Below are 17,063 nucleotides of genomic sequence, written 5' to 3'. Positions count from 1 at the left end.
TTCAACGCAGGCTGCAGCCAGCAAGCTAGGCCCTTGTGCAACTTTCGAGAGCAGTGAACCGTGGATCTGAACCTGTCGTTATTGTTGGCCTACCTGCTCAGCGTACTGATGCTGGTGGCCACCCCAGGGCCGGTGGTGGCGCTGATCGTCAACACCAGCCTGCATGCCGGACCGCGCCAGGCGCTGCTGACCGCCCTGGGCACCAACGCCGCCTCGCTGCTGCTGGCGCTGGCGGCGGTGCTGATGCTCAGCACCGGGCTGGCGCTGAACCCGCAACTGATCAGTTGGGTGAGCCTGTTGGGCTGCTGCTTTATCGCCTGGCTGGCCCTGCAGGGGCTCAAAGATGCTCGGGCCAGCGGCAGCGAGCAGGCGGCGCCCCGACCCAAGCGCGGTCGCCAGGGCCTGCTCAGCGGTTTTCTGCTGGGCATCGGCAACCCCAAGGACATCATCTTCTTCGTGTCCTTCTTCCCTCAGTTCATCCAGGTCACCCGCTCCTTCCAGCACAGTGCGCTGCTGCTGACCCTGGTCTGGGTGCTGGTGGATTTCGCCGTGCTGGGGGCCTATATCCTGGTGGCGCGCCAGGGGTTCTCGCTGAAGTACAAGCGCCTGGTCAGCAGCGTCTCGAGCCTGGTGCTGCTGGCCGTGGCCCTGGTGGGCATGGCTTATTCGCTGCTGGAGCTGTGCCGGCCGGACACGCTGTAAGGCGCCCGGCCGAGGGCCTCAGACACTGCGCAGTTCCAGGGTCAGGTGCGCCAGCCCGGGCAAGGCTTCCAGGCGGCCGCGCAGGGCCTCATGGCTGAGGGCCTTCTCGGCCAGCACGCTGACGATCGCCGCCCGCGCCTCGGGCCCCACCTGCCACACGTGCAGGTCGACGATGCGGGCATCCCCGGGGCCTTCCAGCGAGGCACGGATCTGCTGCGCCACCTGCTCGTCGCTGGCATCGAGCAGCACCGCGGCGCTGGACTTGATCAAGGCATAGGACCAGCGGGCAATCACCAGCGCACCGACGATGCCCATCGCCGGATCGAGCCACACCCAGCCCAGGTAGCGCCCGGCCAGCAACGCGGCAATCGCCAGCACCGAGGTCAGGGCATCGGCCAGCACATGCACATAGGCCGAACGCAGGTTGTTGTCGCCCTGGGCCCGGTGATGCTCGTGATGCTCGTGATGCTCGTGATGCTCGTGATGCTCGTGATGCTCGTGATGCTCGTGAGCATGATGATGGGCGTGAGCATGACCGTGGTGGTGTCCATGACCACCGCCCAGCAACCAGGCGCTGAGGATGTTCACCAGCAACCCCACCACGGCAATCAGCGTGGCTTCGCCAAAGGCCACTTGAGTGGGCTGGAACAGCCGCACCAGGGATTCGCCGGCAATCCCCAGCGCCACCAGGCCGAGAATGATCGCCGAGGCGAAACCCGCAAGATCGCCGACCTTGCCCGTGCCAAAGCTGAAACGCCGGTTGCCGGCATTGCGCCGGGCAAAGCCGTAGGCCGCCGCCGCAATACCCAGGGCCCCGGCGTGGGTGGCCATGTGCAGCCCGTCCGCCAGCAGGGCCATGGAGCCAGTGAGGTAACCGGCGACTATCTCTCCGGCCATCATCACCAGGGTCAACACCACCACCCACAGCGTGCGCCGGGCGTTGTCATCGTGATCGGCGCCGAGAAACTGATGATCGTGGGCCAGGTGTGCCGCGTGCTGAGACAGATTCATGACGCGCTCCTACTTGGAATAACGGCGGATGGCCGCGAGCAGTTCATCCACGCCCTGGGCGCGCTCGGCATCGCTGAGTTCGGGGTTGGCCACGTGCTCCAGGGCGTGGGCTTCGATGATCTCGCCCATCAGCCCGCTGATGGCGCCACGGGTGGCGGCCACCAGATGCAGGGTCTTGCCGCAGTCGGCTCCGCTTTCCAGGGCCCGCTCCACGGCCTGGACCTGGCCGAGGATGCGTCGCACCCGCTTGAGCAGCTCGTCCTTCTGTGCCTGAGTGTGTGACATACCTATACCCCCTATACCTATATGGCGAGCATTCTGCTCCCGCCCTGCACAGGGCGCAAGCGCCGCTGCATCACCAGCGGCTGGACGGTCGCCTGCATGGGGCTGGCTGGGTTAGCGCTGGAAAAACCGTGCGGCGCGACAAGCGCCTGGATTAACATAGCCATGTGCCATCCTCCCTTCAGGATCTCTTCTTCCATGCTGTCCAGAATCCGATGATTGCCGTCTGGTCCCTGCTCTGCCTGACCCTGCTGCTGGCCCTGCTGGCGTTATGGCTGCTGCGCCGCGAGCGCCGCGCCCAGGCCCAGTTGCGCGCCTATCGACAAGGCCTCGAAGGCACCCCTGACGAGGCTGAGCGCTTCAAGCGCAGCCAGTACTTCGCGCGCATCGGCACCTGGGACTGGGAAGTGGACACCCAGCGCCTGTACTGGTCGGAGGCCATCTACGGCATGTTCGGCTTCAAGGTTGGCGAAGTGGTGCCCTCCTACGAGCTGTTCTGCTCCCGCGTGCACCCCGAGGACCGCGAGCGGGTTCGCGCCGGCGAGCTGCGCTGCCTGCAGACCGGCGAGAATCATGACGAGGAATACCGCGTGGTGTGGCCCGACGGCAGCATCCATTGGCTGCGCGAGACCGGCAATGTGGTGAAGAATGTGCACGACACCACCATCAAAATGCTAGGCGTGGTGCGCGATATCACCGATGAAAAGGTCTCCACCCGCCAGTTGCAGCAGCTGGCGCACTTCGACCCCCTGACCGGCCTGCCCAACCGCCTGATGCTCGAACAGCGCCTGTCCCAAGCCCTGGAACAGGCGCGCCACGCCGAGACCCGGGTGGCCCTGGTATTCGTCGACCTCAATGGCTTCAAGGCGATCAACGATCAGTACGGCCATGCCGCCGGCGACCGGGTGTTGAGCGCCACCGCCCAGCGCCTGCAAGGCATGCTGCGGGCCAGCGACACCGTGGCGCGCATTGGTGGCGATGAATTTGTGCTGGTGCTGGAGGGCTTGTCTGCGGGGCTCGATCTGGCGGAAGAGGCCCGGCGCATTGGCGAGAAAATCTTCAGCCAACTGTCAGCGCCGGTGGAAGTCGACAGCCGCCAGCACAGCATCGGCAGTAGCCTGGGGGTGGCGGTGTTCCCTGACCACGGGGCGCGCATGGACCAACTGCTGCATATCGCCGACCTGGCGATGTACGAAGCCAAGCGCAGCGGCAACAACCAGTATCGGCTGGCTCAATAGCGCTCGGGCAACGCCCCGCAGCCATCGACCTCACGACCTTCCAGCTGCTGGCGCACAAAGGCCAGGGCGCCCTGGAACAGCGGGTGCCACTCGGCCGAAGGCGGGCTGGCCAGGGGATGCCAGAAGAAGCTGAACTCATGCCCGCCATCGTCGGCGCACTGATGGCGCCAGGTATCGGGCAGCGCCGCCGCCCGGCACTGATGAAAGGCCCAGACCTGCCCGGCAAAGCCTGCGTCCCAGACCCCCAGCGCACCGCTAGCGACGCCCTGCACCCCGGCTTCCTCCGCCAACTCGCGAACCGCCGCCACAGCGCTGCACTCCCCCGGTTCCAGGCTGCCCTTGACCAACTGCACGCCGGCCAGGGGGTGACGAAACACCAGGATTTCCAGACAACCCCGGCGGCGCAGGACGACCGGGCAGGCTGTAGTGGGCAGCATTGGGCAGGGTTCCAGGCACAGGGAGGTTCAGTCGTCGCGGGTCAGCACTTCCAGCAACTCGATTTCGAACACCAGGTTGGCGTTGGGCGGGATCGCGCCCATGCTGCGCTCGCCATACCCCAGGTGCGCCGGCACCAGCAGCTTGCGCTTGCCGCCCACCCGCATGCCCATCAGGCCCTGGTCCCATCCCTTGATCACCCGGCCGGTGCCAATCACGCACTGGAAGGGTTTACCGCGATCGTAGGAAGAATCGAAGCTGCTGCCATCTTCCAGGAAGCCCCGGTACTGGGTGGTGATCAGGGCGCCCTTGACCACGGCCTTGCCGTCGCCCGGCTGGATTTCGATGATCTGCAATTCGTCGCTCATGCTGCACTCCCGTTCAATCGCCCCATCGCGGGACTGCGGCGGGCTTTTTCGCAGAAATGCCGGCGCTTGGCAATCACCCCTGGCGCACCTCGATCAAGCTGCCACAGCCCTCGAATATGCCCTCGAGCGCCACCGCCATCGCCTCCAGGCTTGCCAACTCGGCCGACCAGCGCACCACCAGCGCACTCAGGTCGCGGCACCAGGCCTGGGTCGTGGAGAAGTGCAGGGTCAACTGGCCGGGTTCCAGCAGCAGCCGATCGACACCGCCGTAGCCGGCCATCTGCTGCCCGCCCAGCTCGAGGTAATAGCTGTCCATGCCCAGCGCCTGGTCCTGTTCGTCGAAGCTTTCCGCGCGTTGCAGCAGCAGGTAGTGCTCGGGTGCTTGCGGGTCGTCGGCCAGGCCGAAGATCCGCACCTGGTCTTCAGTGAAGGCGCTGTAGGTAGTGGCCTGGAACATCAGTTGCATGGGTGTGGCTCCTGGTTGATGGGTCATTGGCGCAACAGCCCGGTTTCATAGTCCAGCCAGTCCTGTTCGAAGCATTCCTGCAGGTAGTCCAGCACGGTATCCAGCGATACCGAAGGCGGCACATTGACCGAATAGAAGCGTTGGCTGAAGCCTTCCCAGCGACAACCCAGGTCGCTGATCCGCTGCAGTACCGGGTTTATCTGAGCCTCGCCAGCAACCATGAATATCAGGCGCAAGGTGCTGTTGCCGCTGCTGCGCACCACCTCGCAGAACCACTGCAGGCCATCGGCCTCGGTGCGCACCTGCACCTCGTCGCCGCTGCACAGTTCCTGGGAATAGAAGGGAATATTGGCGATGCGGTAGCAGCCATCGGCCAGCCGTTCGGCCCAGACCCCTTCGCTGGCCGCCGGTGGATAGTCGTCGACAACCGACAACCTGAGCATGATCTTGTCCATCACCTGTCCCTGGATCGAGCCTTTCAAAGTCCGTTGCTGATGCGGGCAACGCGACGCGGAGCGCTTTTTCGCAGAATTGCCGGCGCTTGGCAATCCTTGCCGGGCCGGTCTAGACCGCGCAACGCTGCCACGGCCGGGGAATAATCCGTTACCATTGCCGCCCCCACGCCCCACCCAGATAAGGACATCCCATGGCCCCGGCCGATATCGTCACCCTGGTGCTGCTGGCTGTACTGGCGCTGTACCTGGTCAGCCTGTACAACCGCCTGACCAGCCGCCGCATTCGCCTGCACAACGCCTTCGCCCAGATCGAGGTGCAGCTCAAGCGCCGCTATGACCTGATTCCCAACCTGCTGGAGGCCGTCAAGGGCTACCTGCAGCACGAACACAGCACCCTGACCGAGCTGGCCCAGGCCCGCAACCAGGCCAGCAACAGCCTGCAAGCGGCAGCGGCGCAGCCTGGCGACAGCGAGAAAATCGCCCGCCTGGGCCAGGACCAAAGCGCCCTGGACCACGCCCTGAGCCGCCTGCACCTGAGCCTGGAAGCCTACCCCCAGCTGCAGGCCTCGCAGAACATGGCGCAGTTGAGCGAAGAGCTCATCAGCACCGAGAACAAGGTGGCGTTCGCCCGCCAGGCCTTCAACGACGCAGTGACCGACTACAACCTCTGCAAGCAACGGGTGCCGGCGCTGTTTTTCGCCCGCCTGTTCGGCCACAAGGCCGATGCCGCGCTGCTGCAGTTCGCCGACAGCGCAGAGATTCAACAGGCCACTCGGCTGTCCTTCTCGTAACACAGGCGTCCCTGTACAGGCTGTATAGGGCCGCTTATTGCCCCGGAACATTGCATGAAGTTTTTCCAGCACCAGGCCCGCGCCAGGCGCCACACCCTCAAACTGCTGCTGTTGATGACCCTGGCCGTGGCCTGCCTGAGCGCCCTTGGCAGCCTGGGCCTGGGCCTGCTGTGGCGGGAGCTGAACCAGGAATACAACCAGCCCAAGGTATTCAGCTGGACCGTATTTGCCGCGGTGGCGCTGAGCATCCTGTTGGTGGTGCTGCTGGGCAGTTGCTACAAGACCTGGCGCCTGCGCGCCGGTGGCCGGGTGATCGCCGAATTCCTCGGTGGACGCCTGCTCAATGGCGCCCCGCGCAGCCCCGAGGAACGCCGGCTGTTGCATATCGTCGAGGAAATGGCCCTGGCCTCGGGCACCGCGATGCCCGGGGTGTACCTGCTGCCGGAAGACGCGATCAACGCCTTCGCCGCCGGCCTCGACCCCCAGCAGGCGGTGCTCGGCGTGACCCGCGGCGCCCTGGTCCACCTCGACCGCGACGAACTGCAAGGCATGATCGCCCACGAATTCAGCCATATCCTCAATGGCGACATGCGCCTCAACACTCGGCTGCTATCGGTGATTCACGGCCTGCTGGTGTTCAGCCTGGCGGGCATCCTGGTGCTGCGCCAGGCCGAGCGCGAGCACCTGGGCAGTGATCGCCACCGGTTTATGTGGCAGATCATCTACGCCGTGCTGGGCCTAGCCCTGTTGATCTTCGGCTCGCTGGGCAACCTGCTGGGCAGCCTGATCAAGGCCGCCATCAGTCGCCAGCGGGAGTTTCTCGCCGACGCCTCGGCGGTACAGTTCACCCGCAACCCCGAGGGCATCGGCGGCGCCCTGAAGAAGATCGGCGCCCACAAGGCCGGCTCACGCCTCAAGGCCTTTGGCGCCGCGCAGTACAGCCACATGTACTTCCATCAGGAGGCGAAAACCCGCTGGGGTCGCCTGTTCGCCACCCACCCTCCCCTGGCCGCGCGCATCCAGCGCCTGGACCCGCAGTGGGATGGGCGCTTCGCGCCCCGGTAGCCGAAGCACACAGCGCCTCAGTGCAACATTGAACTGCGACCATGGCCGCCAGGTCAGCCGGTTCCAGCTCGACGACGTGTCCTGAAGCCCGCCAGGCCTGTCACAACAAAGATCCCGTTTTCGTTCCAGTGTTGACCGGAGACAGTGGCGGCCGCCGGTGCAACCTTCGGCCATCACCCTCCAGCCCCAGCGCACCGTGTTACCAGGAGTTCCCCCATGCCCCATGAAGGCAACCTGCTACAAGCCGCCGTCGTGTTTCTCTGCGCCGCGGTGCTGATCGTGCCCCTGGCCAAGCGCCTGCAACTGGGCGCGGTGCTCGGCTACCTGCTGGCGGGGGTGTTGATCGGCCCGTCGGTACTGGGCCTGATCGGCAACCCGCAGAGCGTCAGCCATATTTCCGAGCTGGGGGTGGTGCTGTTGCTGTTTATCATCGGCCTGGAGCTGTCGCCCAAGCGCCTGTGGGTGATGCGCAAGGCGGTGTTCGGCGTCGGCCTGGCCCAGGTGCTGCTGACCGGGATGCTGATCGGTGTGATAGCGCTGTTTCTGTTCGGCCAGTCACTCAACAGTGCCATCGTCCTGGGCCTGGGCCTGGCCCTGTCGTCCACCGCCCTGGGCCTGCAGAGCCTGGCCGAGCGCAAGGAGCTGAACAGCCCTCACGGGCGCATGGCCTTCGCCATCCTGCTGTTCCAGGACATCGCGGCGATTCCATTGATTGCCATGGTTCCGGTGCTGGCCGGCGGTGATCACCACAGCAGCAGCGCCGATGACCTGCGCCACGGTCTGCAGGTGCTGGGCAGCATCGCCGTGGTGGTGGTCGGTGGGCGCTACCTGCTGCGTCCGGTGTTCCGCATCGTTGCCCGCACCCGCTTGCCGGAAGTGTCCACCGCCACCGCCCTGCTGGTGGTGATCGGCACCGCCTGGCTGATGGACCTGGTGGGCGTGTCCATGGCCCTGGGGGCCTTTCTTGCCGGGCTGCTGCTGGCCGATTCCGAGTACCGCCACGAGCTGGAAGCACAGATCGAACCCTTCAAGGGCCTGCTGCTGGGGCTGTTCTTCATCAGCGTCGGCATGGGCGCCAACCTCAGCCTGCTGTTCAGCGCACCGGTGGCGGTACTGGGCCTGACCCTGTTGCTGATCGGCCTCAAGCTGCCGCTGCTGTATGTGGTCGGGCGCCTGGCCGGCGGCCTCAATCGGGAAAGCGCGGTGCGCCTCGGGGTGGTGCTGGCCGCCGGCGGTGAATTTGCCTTCGTGGTGTTCAAGATCGGCCGCGACCAGGGCCTGTTCGAAGCCCAGCTGCATGATTTGCTGGTGCTCACCATCACCCTGTCCATGGCCCTCACGCCGCTGCTGTTGCTGGCCTGTTCGCGCTGGCTCAAGCCCAAGGCCAAGGCCGTGGATATGCCCGCCGAATACCGCGAGATCGATGCCGACAACCCGCGAGTGGTGATTGCCGGGATGGGCCGCATGGGGCAGATCGTGGCCCGTATCCTGCGGGCACAGAAGGTGCCCTTCGTGGCCCTGGACACCTCGGTGGACACCATCGAGCTGATCCGCAGTTTCGGCGGCATGCCGGTGTTCTACGGCGACCCCATGCGCCCGGAGATCCTCAGCGCGGCCAAGGTCGGCCAGGCCGAGTATTTCGTGATTGCCACCGACGACCCGGAAACCAATATCAAGACCGCGGAAAAGGTGCGCAAGCTCTACCCGCACCTGAAGATCATCGCTCGCGCACGTAACCGCCAGCACGTGCACCGGCTGGTGGACCTGGATGCCCAGGCGGTGCGGGAAACCTATTACTCAAGCCTGGAAATGAGCCGCCGCACCCTGGTCGGCCTGGGCTTGAGCCAGGCCCAGGCCGACTCGCGGATCCAACGCTTTACCCAGCACGACGAACAGCTGCTGGCAGACCAGCACGCGATGTACGACGACGCCGCCAAGGTGCTGCAAAGCGCCCAGGAAGCCCGGGCCGAACTGGCCCGGCTGTTCGAGGCCGACGAGCAGGATGAGCAAGTGGAGAGCCCGCTGCCGCCAATGCGCTGATCTGGCCTGGGCATGAACCCATGATGCGGCGCGCCCTTCGCTGGCAAGCCAGCTCCTACACAACCTGTCCTGACAGCTTCTGTCAGGGGGGTTGTGTAGAGTGGGCGCCGCCTCGCTTCTGAATGGATACACCCCATGAGCTCTAGCCAAGAGAAGGCCCCGGCCCTCAAGGAAATCTTCAACCACGAACGCCTGGAGCACATCGCCCGAGAGATGCACCGGGTGTACCCGGCCTTTCGCCACCGGGACTTCCTGCACCTGGCCAGCCAGGGCCTCGATGAGCTGTCGCTGATGCAGCGCCTGGCCCGGGTCAGCGACAGCCTGCACCAGGTGCTGGACCTGGACTACCCCGGCAGCCTCGAACGGCTGCGGGCCCTGGCGCCGCGCCTGAACAGCCGTTTCGTGTGCATCTTCCTGCCGCACTTCGTCGCCAGCCACGGCCTGGATCAATTCGACCTGTCCATGGACGCGCTGAAGTACTTCACCGGCTTTGGCTCCTCGGAATTCGCCGTGCGGCCGTTTATCCGCCAGGACTGCCAGCGCAGCCTGGCGCTGATGCTGGAGTGGGCCGCGGATGCCGATGAGCATGTGCGCCGGCTGGCCAGCGAAGGCAGCCGCCCGCGCCTGCCCTGGTCATTTCGCCTGGAGCAGTTGCAGGCCGACCCGGAACTGGCAGGGCCGATCCTCGAACGCCTGAAGAACGACCCCAGCCTGTATGTGCGCAAGTCAGTGGCCAACCACCTCAACGACATCAGCAAGGAACATCCGCAGTGGCTGCTGGAACGCTTGCAGGGCTGGCCGCTGGAGCAACCCCACAGCGCCTGGATCGCCCGCCACGGCCTGCGCAGCCTAATCAAGCAAGGTGAACGCCAGGCCCTGGCACTGATCGGCGCCGGCGCCCGGGCCCAGGTGCAAGTGGAGGCATTCAAGGCGAGCCCGAGCGCCCTGCAACTGGGCGACGCCTTGAGCCTGTCGCTGCAATTGCAGTCCACCAGCCCCGAACCCCAGCGCCTGGTGGTGGATTACGCCATCGACTACGTCAAGGCCTCGGGCGCCACCTCACGCAAGGTGTTCAAGTTCAAGACCTTCACCCTGCCAGGCGAAGCCCGCCAGCTGTTACAGCGCCAGCAGCAGATCCGCGACTTCAGCACTCGGCGCCATTACCCGGGGCACCATCAGGTGCACCTGCTGGTCAACGGCGATTGCCTGGCCAGTGCGCACTTCGAGCTGCTGCCGGGTTAAACGCGACGGCCGCACCCTAGCCACCATCCGCTGACAAGCGGATCAGGTGCTCAGTGCAGCCGAAGCCGACCAGCGACCTGCCGGTCCAGAACACCTCCGTCACCGAGATGCATCGGTCATAGCCCTCTCCCTCCAGGGTGCCGTCAGCCTTGAACACCCGCAGGTAGCCATCGATGGCGTACAGCGAACTGTCGCCATCGCCGGGCATGGTCATGCGCGGTATCCAGCGGCTCCAGCTGAACAGTCGGTACTTCTGGTAGTAGAAGGCCTGGTTAGGGCTGTAGCGGCGCTCCCGGTAGGGCATGCCGTAGTACACCCAGACATAACCCTGGTAAGCCAGCAACAGGGCGAGCGCAGCGCCGATCAAGCGCTTGGCGGTTTTCATTGACAGGTGATTCCTTGTACCTGGGGGGATTTCAGCGCTGCTCGACACCCAGCATGCGCAGGCAGGCCTGGACGATGGCCTCGGCCAGGACCCGGCCGTCTGCCTCGCCGGCGGCGATCACATCGTCAGTGGCGCCATGCACCCCGGCATAGATCAAGGACGCCATGACCCCGGGCTGTGCCAGCTGCCAACTGCCGGCGTGCTGGCCGCCTTCGAGAATGCCCAGCAACTGCTCAAGGATCGCGCTCTTTTCCGGGTTTCCGCGGTCATGGTGATGATGGCTGGGGTAGACGATGTCGTGCAGCCGGTAGCTGTCGAGGTAGGCCTGCACGCTGGTGCGGATCCAGCTTGAGATGCGACCCACCCAGTCATCCTCGGCGCAGGCATCCAGCGCCTGCTCCAGGCGTTCGAGGAAGTGCCGGGTATAGCGCTGGCCGAGGGCCGCCAGCATGTCGTTCTTGGAGTCGAAGTAGTGATAGAAGGTGCCCTTGGCCACCTCGGCCCGGGCGACTATCTCGCTGATGGTGGTGGCCTCCACGCCCTGGCTGAGGAACAGGCTCTCGGCGGCGGCCATCAGCTCTTCCAGGCGCACTTCAGCCGGTTTGGTGCGCGGTCGCGGCTGCTCGGGGGACGGGGGGGTATTGCGGCTCATGCAGCCATCCATGCGGTTCGACAAGGGCGACATATTAGGGCAATTGCCAGGGAAAAGAGAGTTGAGAATCCTTGTCATTTTCCATTGACCGACGGTCAGTCGAAACACTAAGCTGGCCCCGCAAACCCATTCCAGACACCGCGGGAGATTCATATGCAACGCTTTCGCCGCCCTGCCCTGGTAGCCGCCGCCTACCTCGGGACCTTCCTCGCGTCCCTCGACATCAGCATCGTCAACCTCGCCCTGCCGACCTTGCAGCAGGCCCTGGCCACTGGCCTCGGCGGCCTGCAATGGGTGGTCAATGCCTACGCCATCTGCCTTTCGGCATTCATGCTGTCGGCGGGGCCCCTGGCAGACCGTTTCGGCCACAAGCGCTGCTGGCTGATCGGCGTACTGCTGTTCTGCCTCGGCTCGGCGCTGTGCGCCCTGGCCCAGGAACTCTCGCTGCTGCTGGTCGGGCGCGCGGTGCAAGGGCTGGCCGGGGCCCTGCTGATTCCCGGGGCGATGCCGATCCTCAGCCATGCCTTCCCCGATGCCCGGCAACGGGCCCATGTGATTGGCGGCTGGTCGGCCTTCAGTGCCCTGGCGCTGATCCTCGGGCCGCTGCTGGGCGGGCTGCTGCTGGAGCACCTGGGCTGGCAGAGCATCTTCCTGATCAACCTGCCCATCGGCCTGTTGGCGCTGGCGCTGGGCGGCTGGGGCATCAGCGAGCGCAAGCATCCCCAGCAGGCCGCGCTCGATCCTCTGGGGCAGATTCTCAGTGTGCTCTGCCTCGGGGCCCTGAGCTACGGGCTGATCGTCGCCGGCGAGCAGGGTTTCGCCAGCCCCGCGGCCCTGGCTTCCTGGCTATTGGCGGCCCTGGCCCTGCTGGGCCTGATCTGGGTGGAGGGTCGAGTGCAGCGGCCGCTGGTGCCGCTGGCGCTGTTCCGCCAGCGACCCTTCGCGACGGCCAACCTGGCGTCGTTTATCCTCGGCTTTTCCTGCTACAGCAGCCTGTTCTTCTTCTCGATCTTCCTGCAGCAGATCCAGGGCTGGTCGGCCGCCGACAGCGGCCTGCGGATGCTTGCGCAGTTCGTGGTCACGGGCTGTGTGTCGATACTCTTCGGCCGCCTGCACCAGCACCTTCCCCTGCCTTGGCTGATGGTCGGCGGCTATGGCCTGGTGGGCCTGGCAATGAGCGCCATGACCGTCTTCGATAGCCATACGCCCTACTGGCTGGTGGGCGGGTTGTTCGGCCTCCTGGGGTTGGGCATGGGCCTGGCGGTGCCGGCCACAGGCTTGATGGTGATGGCCTGTGCGCCGGTGGAGCGTGCCGGGATCGCCTCGGCCAGCATGAACGCCCTGCGCCAGACCGGCATGAGCCTGGGTATCGCCCTGCTCGGCAGCTTGATGAGCGCCCGGGCGCTGCAGGTGCTCAGCGACTCGGCCAGAGCGGCCGGCATCGACAACGCCGCCGAGCTGGCCAGGCAGGCGGTGATCGAGCACCATCTGACGCTGCACCCACCACTGTTCAGCGAGCTGTATGGCGCCGCCATGACCAGCGGCTTTCGCCTGGCCATGGCCCTGGCCGGTGCAGCCAGCCTGTTGGCCATGGGGCTGTTGCTGGGCACCCGCCAGCAACCGGCTCGCGCGCCCGCCGCCGAGACCGACCGATAGCCCGACGCCCAGCCGACGCGTTGACAAGCGCCGTGGCGCCGCCGACCATCTGCGCCCGCCAGCACGGGCGGATGCTGGGATCGAGGAGTGACAAGGGTGAAAAGGATAAACGCACTGCTGTTATTGCTGGCCGCTGCCTGCAGCACGGCCCAGGCCACGAGCACGGTCGAGGCCGCGCGCCAGTCGCTGAAGAACTACGGCCTGGCCAACTGCCTGGGCGAGCGCTTCCCGGAACCCTCGGCCATGGGCCAGGATGTCCGCCATGCGATCGGCATGTATGGCGTGCTGGGCGCGGGCTTGCACAACGTGCTGCAGAACGAAGACACCCTGGAAACCCTGCACGACCCCTACAACGCCACCACCGACTATGTGACCGCGGCCTATGCCCGGGCTTCGGGCCGCAGCAAGTACAGCCCCACCAAGGTGGTGTTGCATGCCTGCCTCGAGGTCTACAACTCCAGGGCCTTCGATGACTTTATCCAGACCCAGGATCGCTATATCCGCGACGACAGCTAAGGCGCTGCGCAGCCTTGCCGATGTCGCAAAGACACCGCCCGAGGTCGAATCCAGCCTGGCGTCCCGGCGCGTGCCGCCCATACTCAGGGGCCTTGTCCCCGGTAATGGAATGCCCCTGTGAACCTGCCCTCGGTTCTGCCCGACACCGCCGCTGCCCTGGTCAACCCGCTGCGCCTGGAGCAACACGACCTGCAGCAGTTCCACGAGCGTGGCTTCATCAAGCTGCGTCAACTGCTGACACAGTCCGCCATCGAACAACTGCGCGAACTGGCCGACAGCCAGTTGCGCCCTGCCCAACCGAACACGGCAAGCCATGGCGACGGCTTCGGCCGCCTGACTCACCAACTGGGGCAGGTCGGCATTCTCGAACGGCTCTACCAGCAACCGGCCTTTGCCCAGGCACTCACCGGCCTCACGGGCGGCCGGCTGATTGTCAGCGAGGCCCAGAGTTTCGAGCTGCCAGTGGGGCGCACGGGCTTTGCCTGGCATTACGATTCGCTGAACTTTCGCTATATCCGCCCCCAGGACCCGGCCTTCAGCCTGTGGCTGCCGTTGCAACCGATCCGCCCGCAAGGCCAGGGCGGCGGCATGGCCTGGGTGCCGCTGTCGCTGTGCTCGGCCCAGGCCAATTTCCAGTATTCGCGGCAGTTGGCCGAGAAGCTGGCGCGGGGCGAATCGGTGGCCGAGCTCAGTGCGCAGTTGCAACAGACCTACGGTACCCCTGGGCCACTGATCGACTGCTTCGAACAGCAGCGCCTGGAGGATGCCTTCGAGCCCGGCGACGCGCTGCTGTTCAGCAAATACCTGTGGCACCGCTCCAGCCCCCTGCTGGCCGGTGAACAACCGCGCCGCCAGGCCGTGACCCTGCGCCTGCTGAGCGCCGAGGCCTGCCTCGACCCGCTGTTGCAGCAAGGCGAAACCCAGAGTGCCGGTGGCCTGGGCATGGGCCGCGAAGGCGGACCGTTGAAGGCTGAGTCCTATGGGTCGCGGTTTGTCGATATTGCGCCGGGGGAACCGATTCGCCAGTCGGTGCATTGCGGGCCGATGCTCTGATTCCGCTCAGGCCCGGGCCGTCACCTCGGGCCCCAGCAACACCGCCTGCTGGCTCGCGCACAACTCCATCACATAGTCCCAGACCACCCGCAGCCGCACCGACTTGTGCAGCTCGCGGCGGGTGCTGATCCAGTAGGCGCGCTGGATGCTCTCGGCCGGCAGCAGCGGCACCAATTGCGGGTCGGCAGCGGCCATGTAGCACGGCAACACGGCGATCCCCAGGCCCGAGCGCGCGGCTTCCTGCTGGGCAATCACACTGGTGCTGTGGAACACCACCCGCGGGTTGCGGCAGAAGCTGTTGAGAAACATCAGTTCCTGGCTGAACAGCAGGTCGTCGACGTAGCCGATCCAGGCGTGGCGCCCCAGGTCCTCGCGGCTGCGCAGGGGCGGCGCGCGGTCCAGGTAGGCCTGGCTGGCGTACAGCGCCAGGCGGTAGTCGGTGAGCTTGCGGGTCACCAGCATGTCGGCACTGGGGCGTTCCAGGTGGATGCTGATCTCCGCCTCGCGATTGAGGATGCTGACAAAGCGCGGCACCGCCACCAGCTCCACCTCCAGCCCCGGGTAGCGCTCGAACAGGCCGTGCATGCGGCTGGCAAGGAACTTCACCCCCAGGCCTTCGGTGACCCCGACGCGGATCTTGCCCAGGGGCGCGCTGGACTGGGTGATTTCCTCCTGCACCAGCAGGGCCACGTTCTCCATGGCCTCGGCATGCTTGAGCAGCGCCTCGCCGGCCGGGGTCAACTCGTAGCCCTGGGCATGCTGGACGAACAGCGCGGTGCCCAGGGCCTTCTCCACCGCCTCGATATGCCGCGCCACCGTGGCGTGGGTGGTGTTCAGCCGGCGCGCCGCGGTGAGCAGGCGGCCGCTGCGTTGCAGCTCGAGAAAGAAGCGCAGGTCATTCCAGTCGAACATGGGATTCCTTGTCGGTGCCGCGCTCGGCACTGTTAGAAAACGCACAGCGGGTGGGCAAAAACTAACATTCTTTTGACGAAAGCTAACAACTAGGATGAAGGCACAACAAGAACCAGAAGCGAGGTCACGGATGCTTCCCGCCTTTGACGCCTACGACTACATAGTGGTCGGCGCCGGCCCTGCCGGCTGCCTGTTGGCCAATCGCCTGTCGGCCAATCCCCAGCACCGGGTGCTGTTGCTGGAAGCCGGCGGTCGCGACAACTACCCCTGGATCCACATTCCCGTGGGCTACCTGTTCTGCATCGGCAACCCGCGCACCGACTGGTGCTTCAAGACCGAGGCCGAGCCCGGCCTGCAGGGTCGCAGCCTGAGCTACCCGCGGGGCAAGGTGCTGGGGGGCTGCTCGTCGATCAACGGCATGATCTACATGCGCGGCCAGGCCGCCGACTACGATGGCTGGGCCGCCGCGGGCAACCCCGGCTGGAGCTGGGAGCAGGTGCTGCCGCTGTTCAAGAAGAGCGAGAACCACTTTGCCGGCAGCACCGAGTTGCACGGCGCCAGCGGCGAATGGCGGGTCGAGCGCCAGCGCTTGTCGTGGCCGATTCTCGACGCCTTTCGCGATGCGGCGCAACAGAGCGGCATCCGCAATACCGATGACTTCAACGGTGGCGACAACGAAGGCTGCGGCTATTTCCAGGTCAACCAGAAGGCCGGGGTGCGCTGGAATGCGGCCAAGGCCTTTCTCAAGCCCATTGCCCAGCGCCCCAACCTGGTGGTGCTGACCGGCATCGAGGTGCAGCGGCTGATCCTCGAGGATGGCCGTGCCACGGCGGTGCGGGCCAGCTGCGAGGGGCGCCTGGTGAACTTCAAGGCGCGCCGGGAAATCATTCTCTGCGCTGGCGCCATTGGTTCGCCGAGCATCCTCCAGCGTTCCGGGGTGGGGCCCAGCGCGCTGCTGCAACGCCTGGGCATAGGCGTCAGCCATGCCCTGCCCGGGGTGGGTCAGAACCTGCAGGATCACCTGCAACTGCGCCTGATCTACAAGCTGCAGAATGCCCGCACCCTGAACCAGATCGCCGGCAGCCTGTGGGGCAAGATGGGCATGGGCCTGCGCTACCTGTATGACCGTTCCGGGCCGCTGTCCATGGCCCCCAGCCAGCTGGGCGCCTTTGCCCGCTCGGGCCCGGAGCAGGCCCGGGCCAACCTGGAGTACCACGTACAACCCTTGTCCCTGGAGCGCTTCGGCGAACCTCTGCATGCCTTCCCGGCCTTTACCGCCTCGGTCTGCGACCTGCGTCCGCAAAGCCGTGGCCGGGTCGAGATCCGCTCGCTGGAGGCCGGTGCCGCACCGCTGATCCAGCCCAACTACCTGAGCCATCCAGAAGACCTGCGGGTGGCGGCCGATGCCATTCGCCTGACCCGGCGCATCGTCAGCGCCCCGGCCCTGCAGCCGTTCAAGCCCAGCGAGTACCTGCCCGGCGCCGAGCTGCAAAGCAGCGAGCAATTGCAGGAAGCCGCCGGACGCATCGGCACCACCATTTTCCATCCGGTGGGCACCTGCCGTATGGGCAACGACCCCCAGGCGGTGGTGGACGCACAATTGCGGGTGCATGGAATTGGCGGGTTGCGCATCGCCGATGCCTCGATCATGCCCAGCATTACCTCGGGCAATACCTGCTCGCCGACCCTGATGATCGCCGAGAAGGCCGCCGAACTGATTCTGGCCTCGGTGCCCAGGAGCAACCTGCAGAACCAGAAAACCGCCACCCCGGCATGACTGTAGGAGCCGGCTTG

At 65.9% G+C, this 17,063-nt stretch carries 19 protein-coding genes; 10 read left to right on the top strand and 9 right to left on the bottom strand.

The annotated features are described in order from the left end of the window. Positions 1–66 precede the first annotated feature (66 nt). Positions 67–702 carry a LysE family translocator gene (locus tag J4P02_RS11965; RefSeq protein WP_426190594.1) on the top strand — a complete coding sequence of 212 codons (636 nt, stop codon included), beginning with the start codon at positions 67–69 and terminating at the stop codon, positions 700–702. A gap of 18 nt (positions 703–720) precedes the next feature. Here the strand turns inward: J4P02_RS11965 and dmeF are convergent, their stop codons facing one another. Both dmeF and J4P02_RS11955 read right to left on the bottom strand, forming a co-directional pair. Continuing rightward, positions 721–1,713: a CDF family Co(II)/Ni(II) efflux transporter DmeF gene (gene dmeF / locus J4P02_RS11960; RefSeq protein WP_426190361.1), complete on the bottom strand. Its 993-nt coding sequence runs from the start codon at positions 1,711–1,713 to the stop codon at positions 721–723. A 9-nt stretch (positions 1,714–1,722) separates the two neighbouring features. Beyond that, a complete protein-coding gene (locus tag J4P02_RS11955; protein WP_426190359.1) occupies positions 1,723–1,998 on the bottom strand; it encodes a metal/formaldehyde-sensitive transcriptional repressor in 276 nt (91 codons plus the stop codon). 212 nt (positions 1,999–2,210) lie between these two features. On the opposite strand from J4P02_RS11955, the gene J4P02_RS11950 reads away from it, so the two are divergent. Further along, the gene (locus tag J4P02_RS11950) at positions 2,211–3,233 is read left to right on the top strand and encodes a diguanylate cyclase domain-containing protein (RefSeq protein WP_426190357.1); all 1,023 of its coding nucleotides are present in this window, start codon (positions 2,211–2,213) and stop codon (positions 3,231–3,233) included. Here J4P02_RS11950 and J4P02_RS11945 read toward each other — a convergent pair. The 4 genes from J4P02_RS11945 to J4P02_RS11930 all read right to left on the bottom strand — a co-directional run bounded on the left by J4P02_RS11945 (position 3,227) and on the right by J4P02_RS11930 (position 4,957). Further along, positions 3,227–3,670 carry an NUDIX hydrolase gene (locus J4P02_RS11945; protein ID WP_426190355.1) on the bottom strand — a complete coding sequence of 148 codons (444 nt, stop codon included), beginning with the start codon at positions 3,668–3,670 and terminating at the stop codon, positions 3,227–3,229. The two genes, J4P02_RS11950 and J4P02_RS11945, sit on opposite strands and share 7 nt — an antisense overlap. A gap of 27 nt (positions 3,671–3,697) precedes the next feature. Then, entirely contained in the window at positions 3,698–4,036 is a 339-nt protein-coding gene (locus J4P02_RS11940; RefSeq protein ID WP_426190353.1) for an FKBP-type peptidyl-prolyl cis-trans isomerase, read from the bottom strand. 73 nt (positions 4,037–4,109) lie between these two features. Then, positions 4,110–4,502 (bottom strand): Imm10 family immunity protein, encoded by a 393-nt coding sequence (locus J4P02_RS11935; protein WP_426190351.1) that lies wholly within the window; start codon positions 4,500–4,502, stop codon positions 4,110–4,112. A 23-nt stretch (positions 4,503–4,525) separates the two neighbouring features. Then, complete coding sequence (locus J4P02_RS11930; RefSeq protein WP_426190349.1) at positions 4,526–4,957, bottom strand: DUF4265 domain-containing protein; 432 nt, start codon at positions 4,955–4,957, stop codon at positions 4,526–4,528. 191 nt (positions 4,958–5,148) lie between these two features. On the opposite strand from J4P02_RS11930, the gene J4P02_RS11925 reads away from it, so the two are divergent. The 4 genes from J4P02_RS11925 to J4P02_RS11910 all read left to right on the top strand — a co-directional run bounded on the left by J4P02_RS11925 (position 5,149) and on the right by J4P02_RS11910 (position 10,095). Beyond that, positions 5,149–5,748, top strand: a complete 600-nt coding sequence (locus J4P02_RS11925) for a LemA family protein (RefSeq protein WP_426190347.1) — start codon at positions 5,149–5,151, stop codon at positions 5,746–5,748. 54 nt (positions 5,749–5,802) lie between these two features. Beyond that, positions 5,803–6,813, top strand: coding sequence for a M48 family metallopeptidase (locus J4P02_RS11920; RefSeq protein ID WP_426190345.1), 1,011 nt, complete (start codon positions 5,803–5,805; stop codon positions 6,811–6,813). A 216-nt stretch (positions 6,814–7,029) separates the two neighbouring features. After that, positions 7,030–8,853, top strand: a complete 1,824-nt coding sequence (locus tag J4P02_RS11915; protein WP_426190341.1) for a monovalent cation:proton antiporter-2 (CPA2) family protein — start codon at positions 7,030–7,032, stop codon at positions 8,851–8,853. A gap of 135 nt (positions 8,854–8,988) precedes the next feature. Then, complete coding sequence (locus tag J4P02_RS11910; RefSeq protein ID WP_426190339.1) at positions 8,989–10,095, top strand: DNA alkylation repair protein; 1,107 nt, start codon at positions 8,989–8,991, stop codon at positions 10,093–10,095. Between the two features lie 16 nt (positions 10,096–10,111). Here the strand turns inward: J4P02_RS11910 and J4P02_RS11905 are convergent, their stop codons facing one another. Continuing rightward, entirely contained in the window at positions 10,112–10,480 is a 369-nt protein-coding gene (locus J4P02_RS11905; protein ID WP_426190337.1) for a hypothetical protein, read from the bottom strand. Positions 10,481–10,511: 31 nt separating this feature from the next. After that, positions 10,512–11,132 carry a TetR/AcrR family transcriptional regulator gene (locus J4P02_RS11900; protein WP_426190335.1) on the bottom strand — a complete coding sequence of 207 codons (621 nt, stop codon included), beginning with the start codon at positions 11,130–11,132 and terminating at the stop codon, positions 10,512–10,514. 153 nt (positions 11,133–11,285) lie between these two features. Here J4P02_RS11900 and J4P02_RS11895 point away from each other — a divergent pair, with 153 nt between their 5' ends. The 3 genes from J4P02_RS11895 to J4P02_RS11885 all read left to right on the top strand — a co-directional run bounded on the left by J4P02_RS11895 (position 11,286) and on the right by J4P02_RS11885 (position 14,357). Further along, positions 11,286–12,788, top strand: coding sequence for an MFS transporter (locus J4P02_RS11895; RefSeq protein ID WP_426190333.1), 1,503 nt, complete (start codon positions 11,286–11,288; stop codon positions 12,786–12,788). 96 nt (positions 12,789–12,884) lie between these two features. Continuing rightward, entirely contained in the window at positions 12,885–13,304 is a 420-nt protein-coding gene (locus J4P02_RS11890) for a hypothetical protein (RefSeq protein WP_426190331.1), read from the top strand. A 117-nt stretch (positions 13,305–13,421) separates the two neighbouring features. Further along, positions 13,422–14,357: a phytanoyl-CoA dioxygenase family protein gene (locus tag J4P02_RS11885; protein ID WP_426190329.1), complete on the top strand. Its 936-nt coding sequence runs from the start codon at positions 13,422–13,424 to the stop codon at positions 14,355–14,357. A 6-nt stretch (positions 14,358–14,363) separates the two neighbouring features. On the opposite strand, the gene J4P02_RS11880 is transcribed toward J4P02_RS11885, so the two are convergent. Beyond that, positions 14,364–15,269: a LysR family transcriptional regulator gene (locus J4P02_RS11880; RefSeq protein WP_426190327.1), complete on the bottom strand. Its 906-nt coding sequence runs from the start codon at positions 15,267–15,269 to the stop codon at positions 14,364–14,366. 130 nt (positions 15,270–15,399) lie between these two features. Between J4P02_RS11880 and J4P02_RS11875 the strand changes: the two genes are divergently transcribed. Further along, positions 15,400–17,046, top strand: a complete 1,647-nt coding sequence (locus J4P02_RS11875) for a GMC family oxidoreductase (RefSeq protein ID WP_426190325.1) — start codon at positions 15,400–15,402, stop codon at positions 17,044–17,046. Positions 17,047–17,063: the final 17 nt, after the last annotated feature.

The sequence above is a fragment of the Pseudomonas sp. NFXW11 genome, assembly GCF_049887815.1.
Lineage (GTDB): Bacteria > Pseudomonadota > Gammaproteobacteria > Pseudomonadales > Pseudomonadaceae > Aquipseudomonas.
The sequence above is the reverse complement of the archived record's forward strand: the minus strand, read 5'-3'. Positions and strand labels throughout refer to the sequence as shown.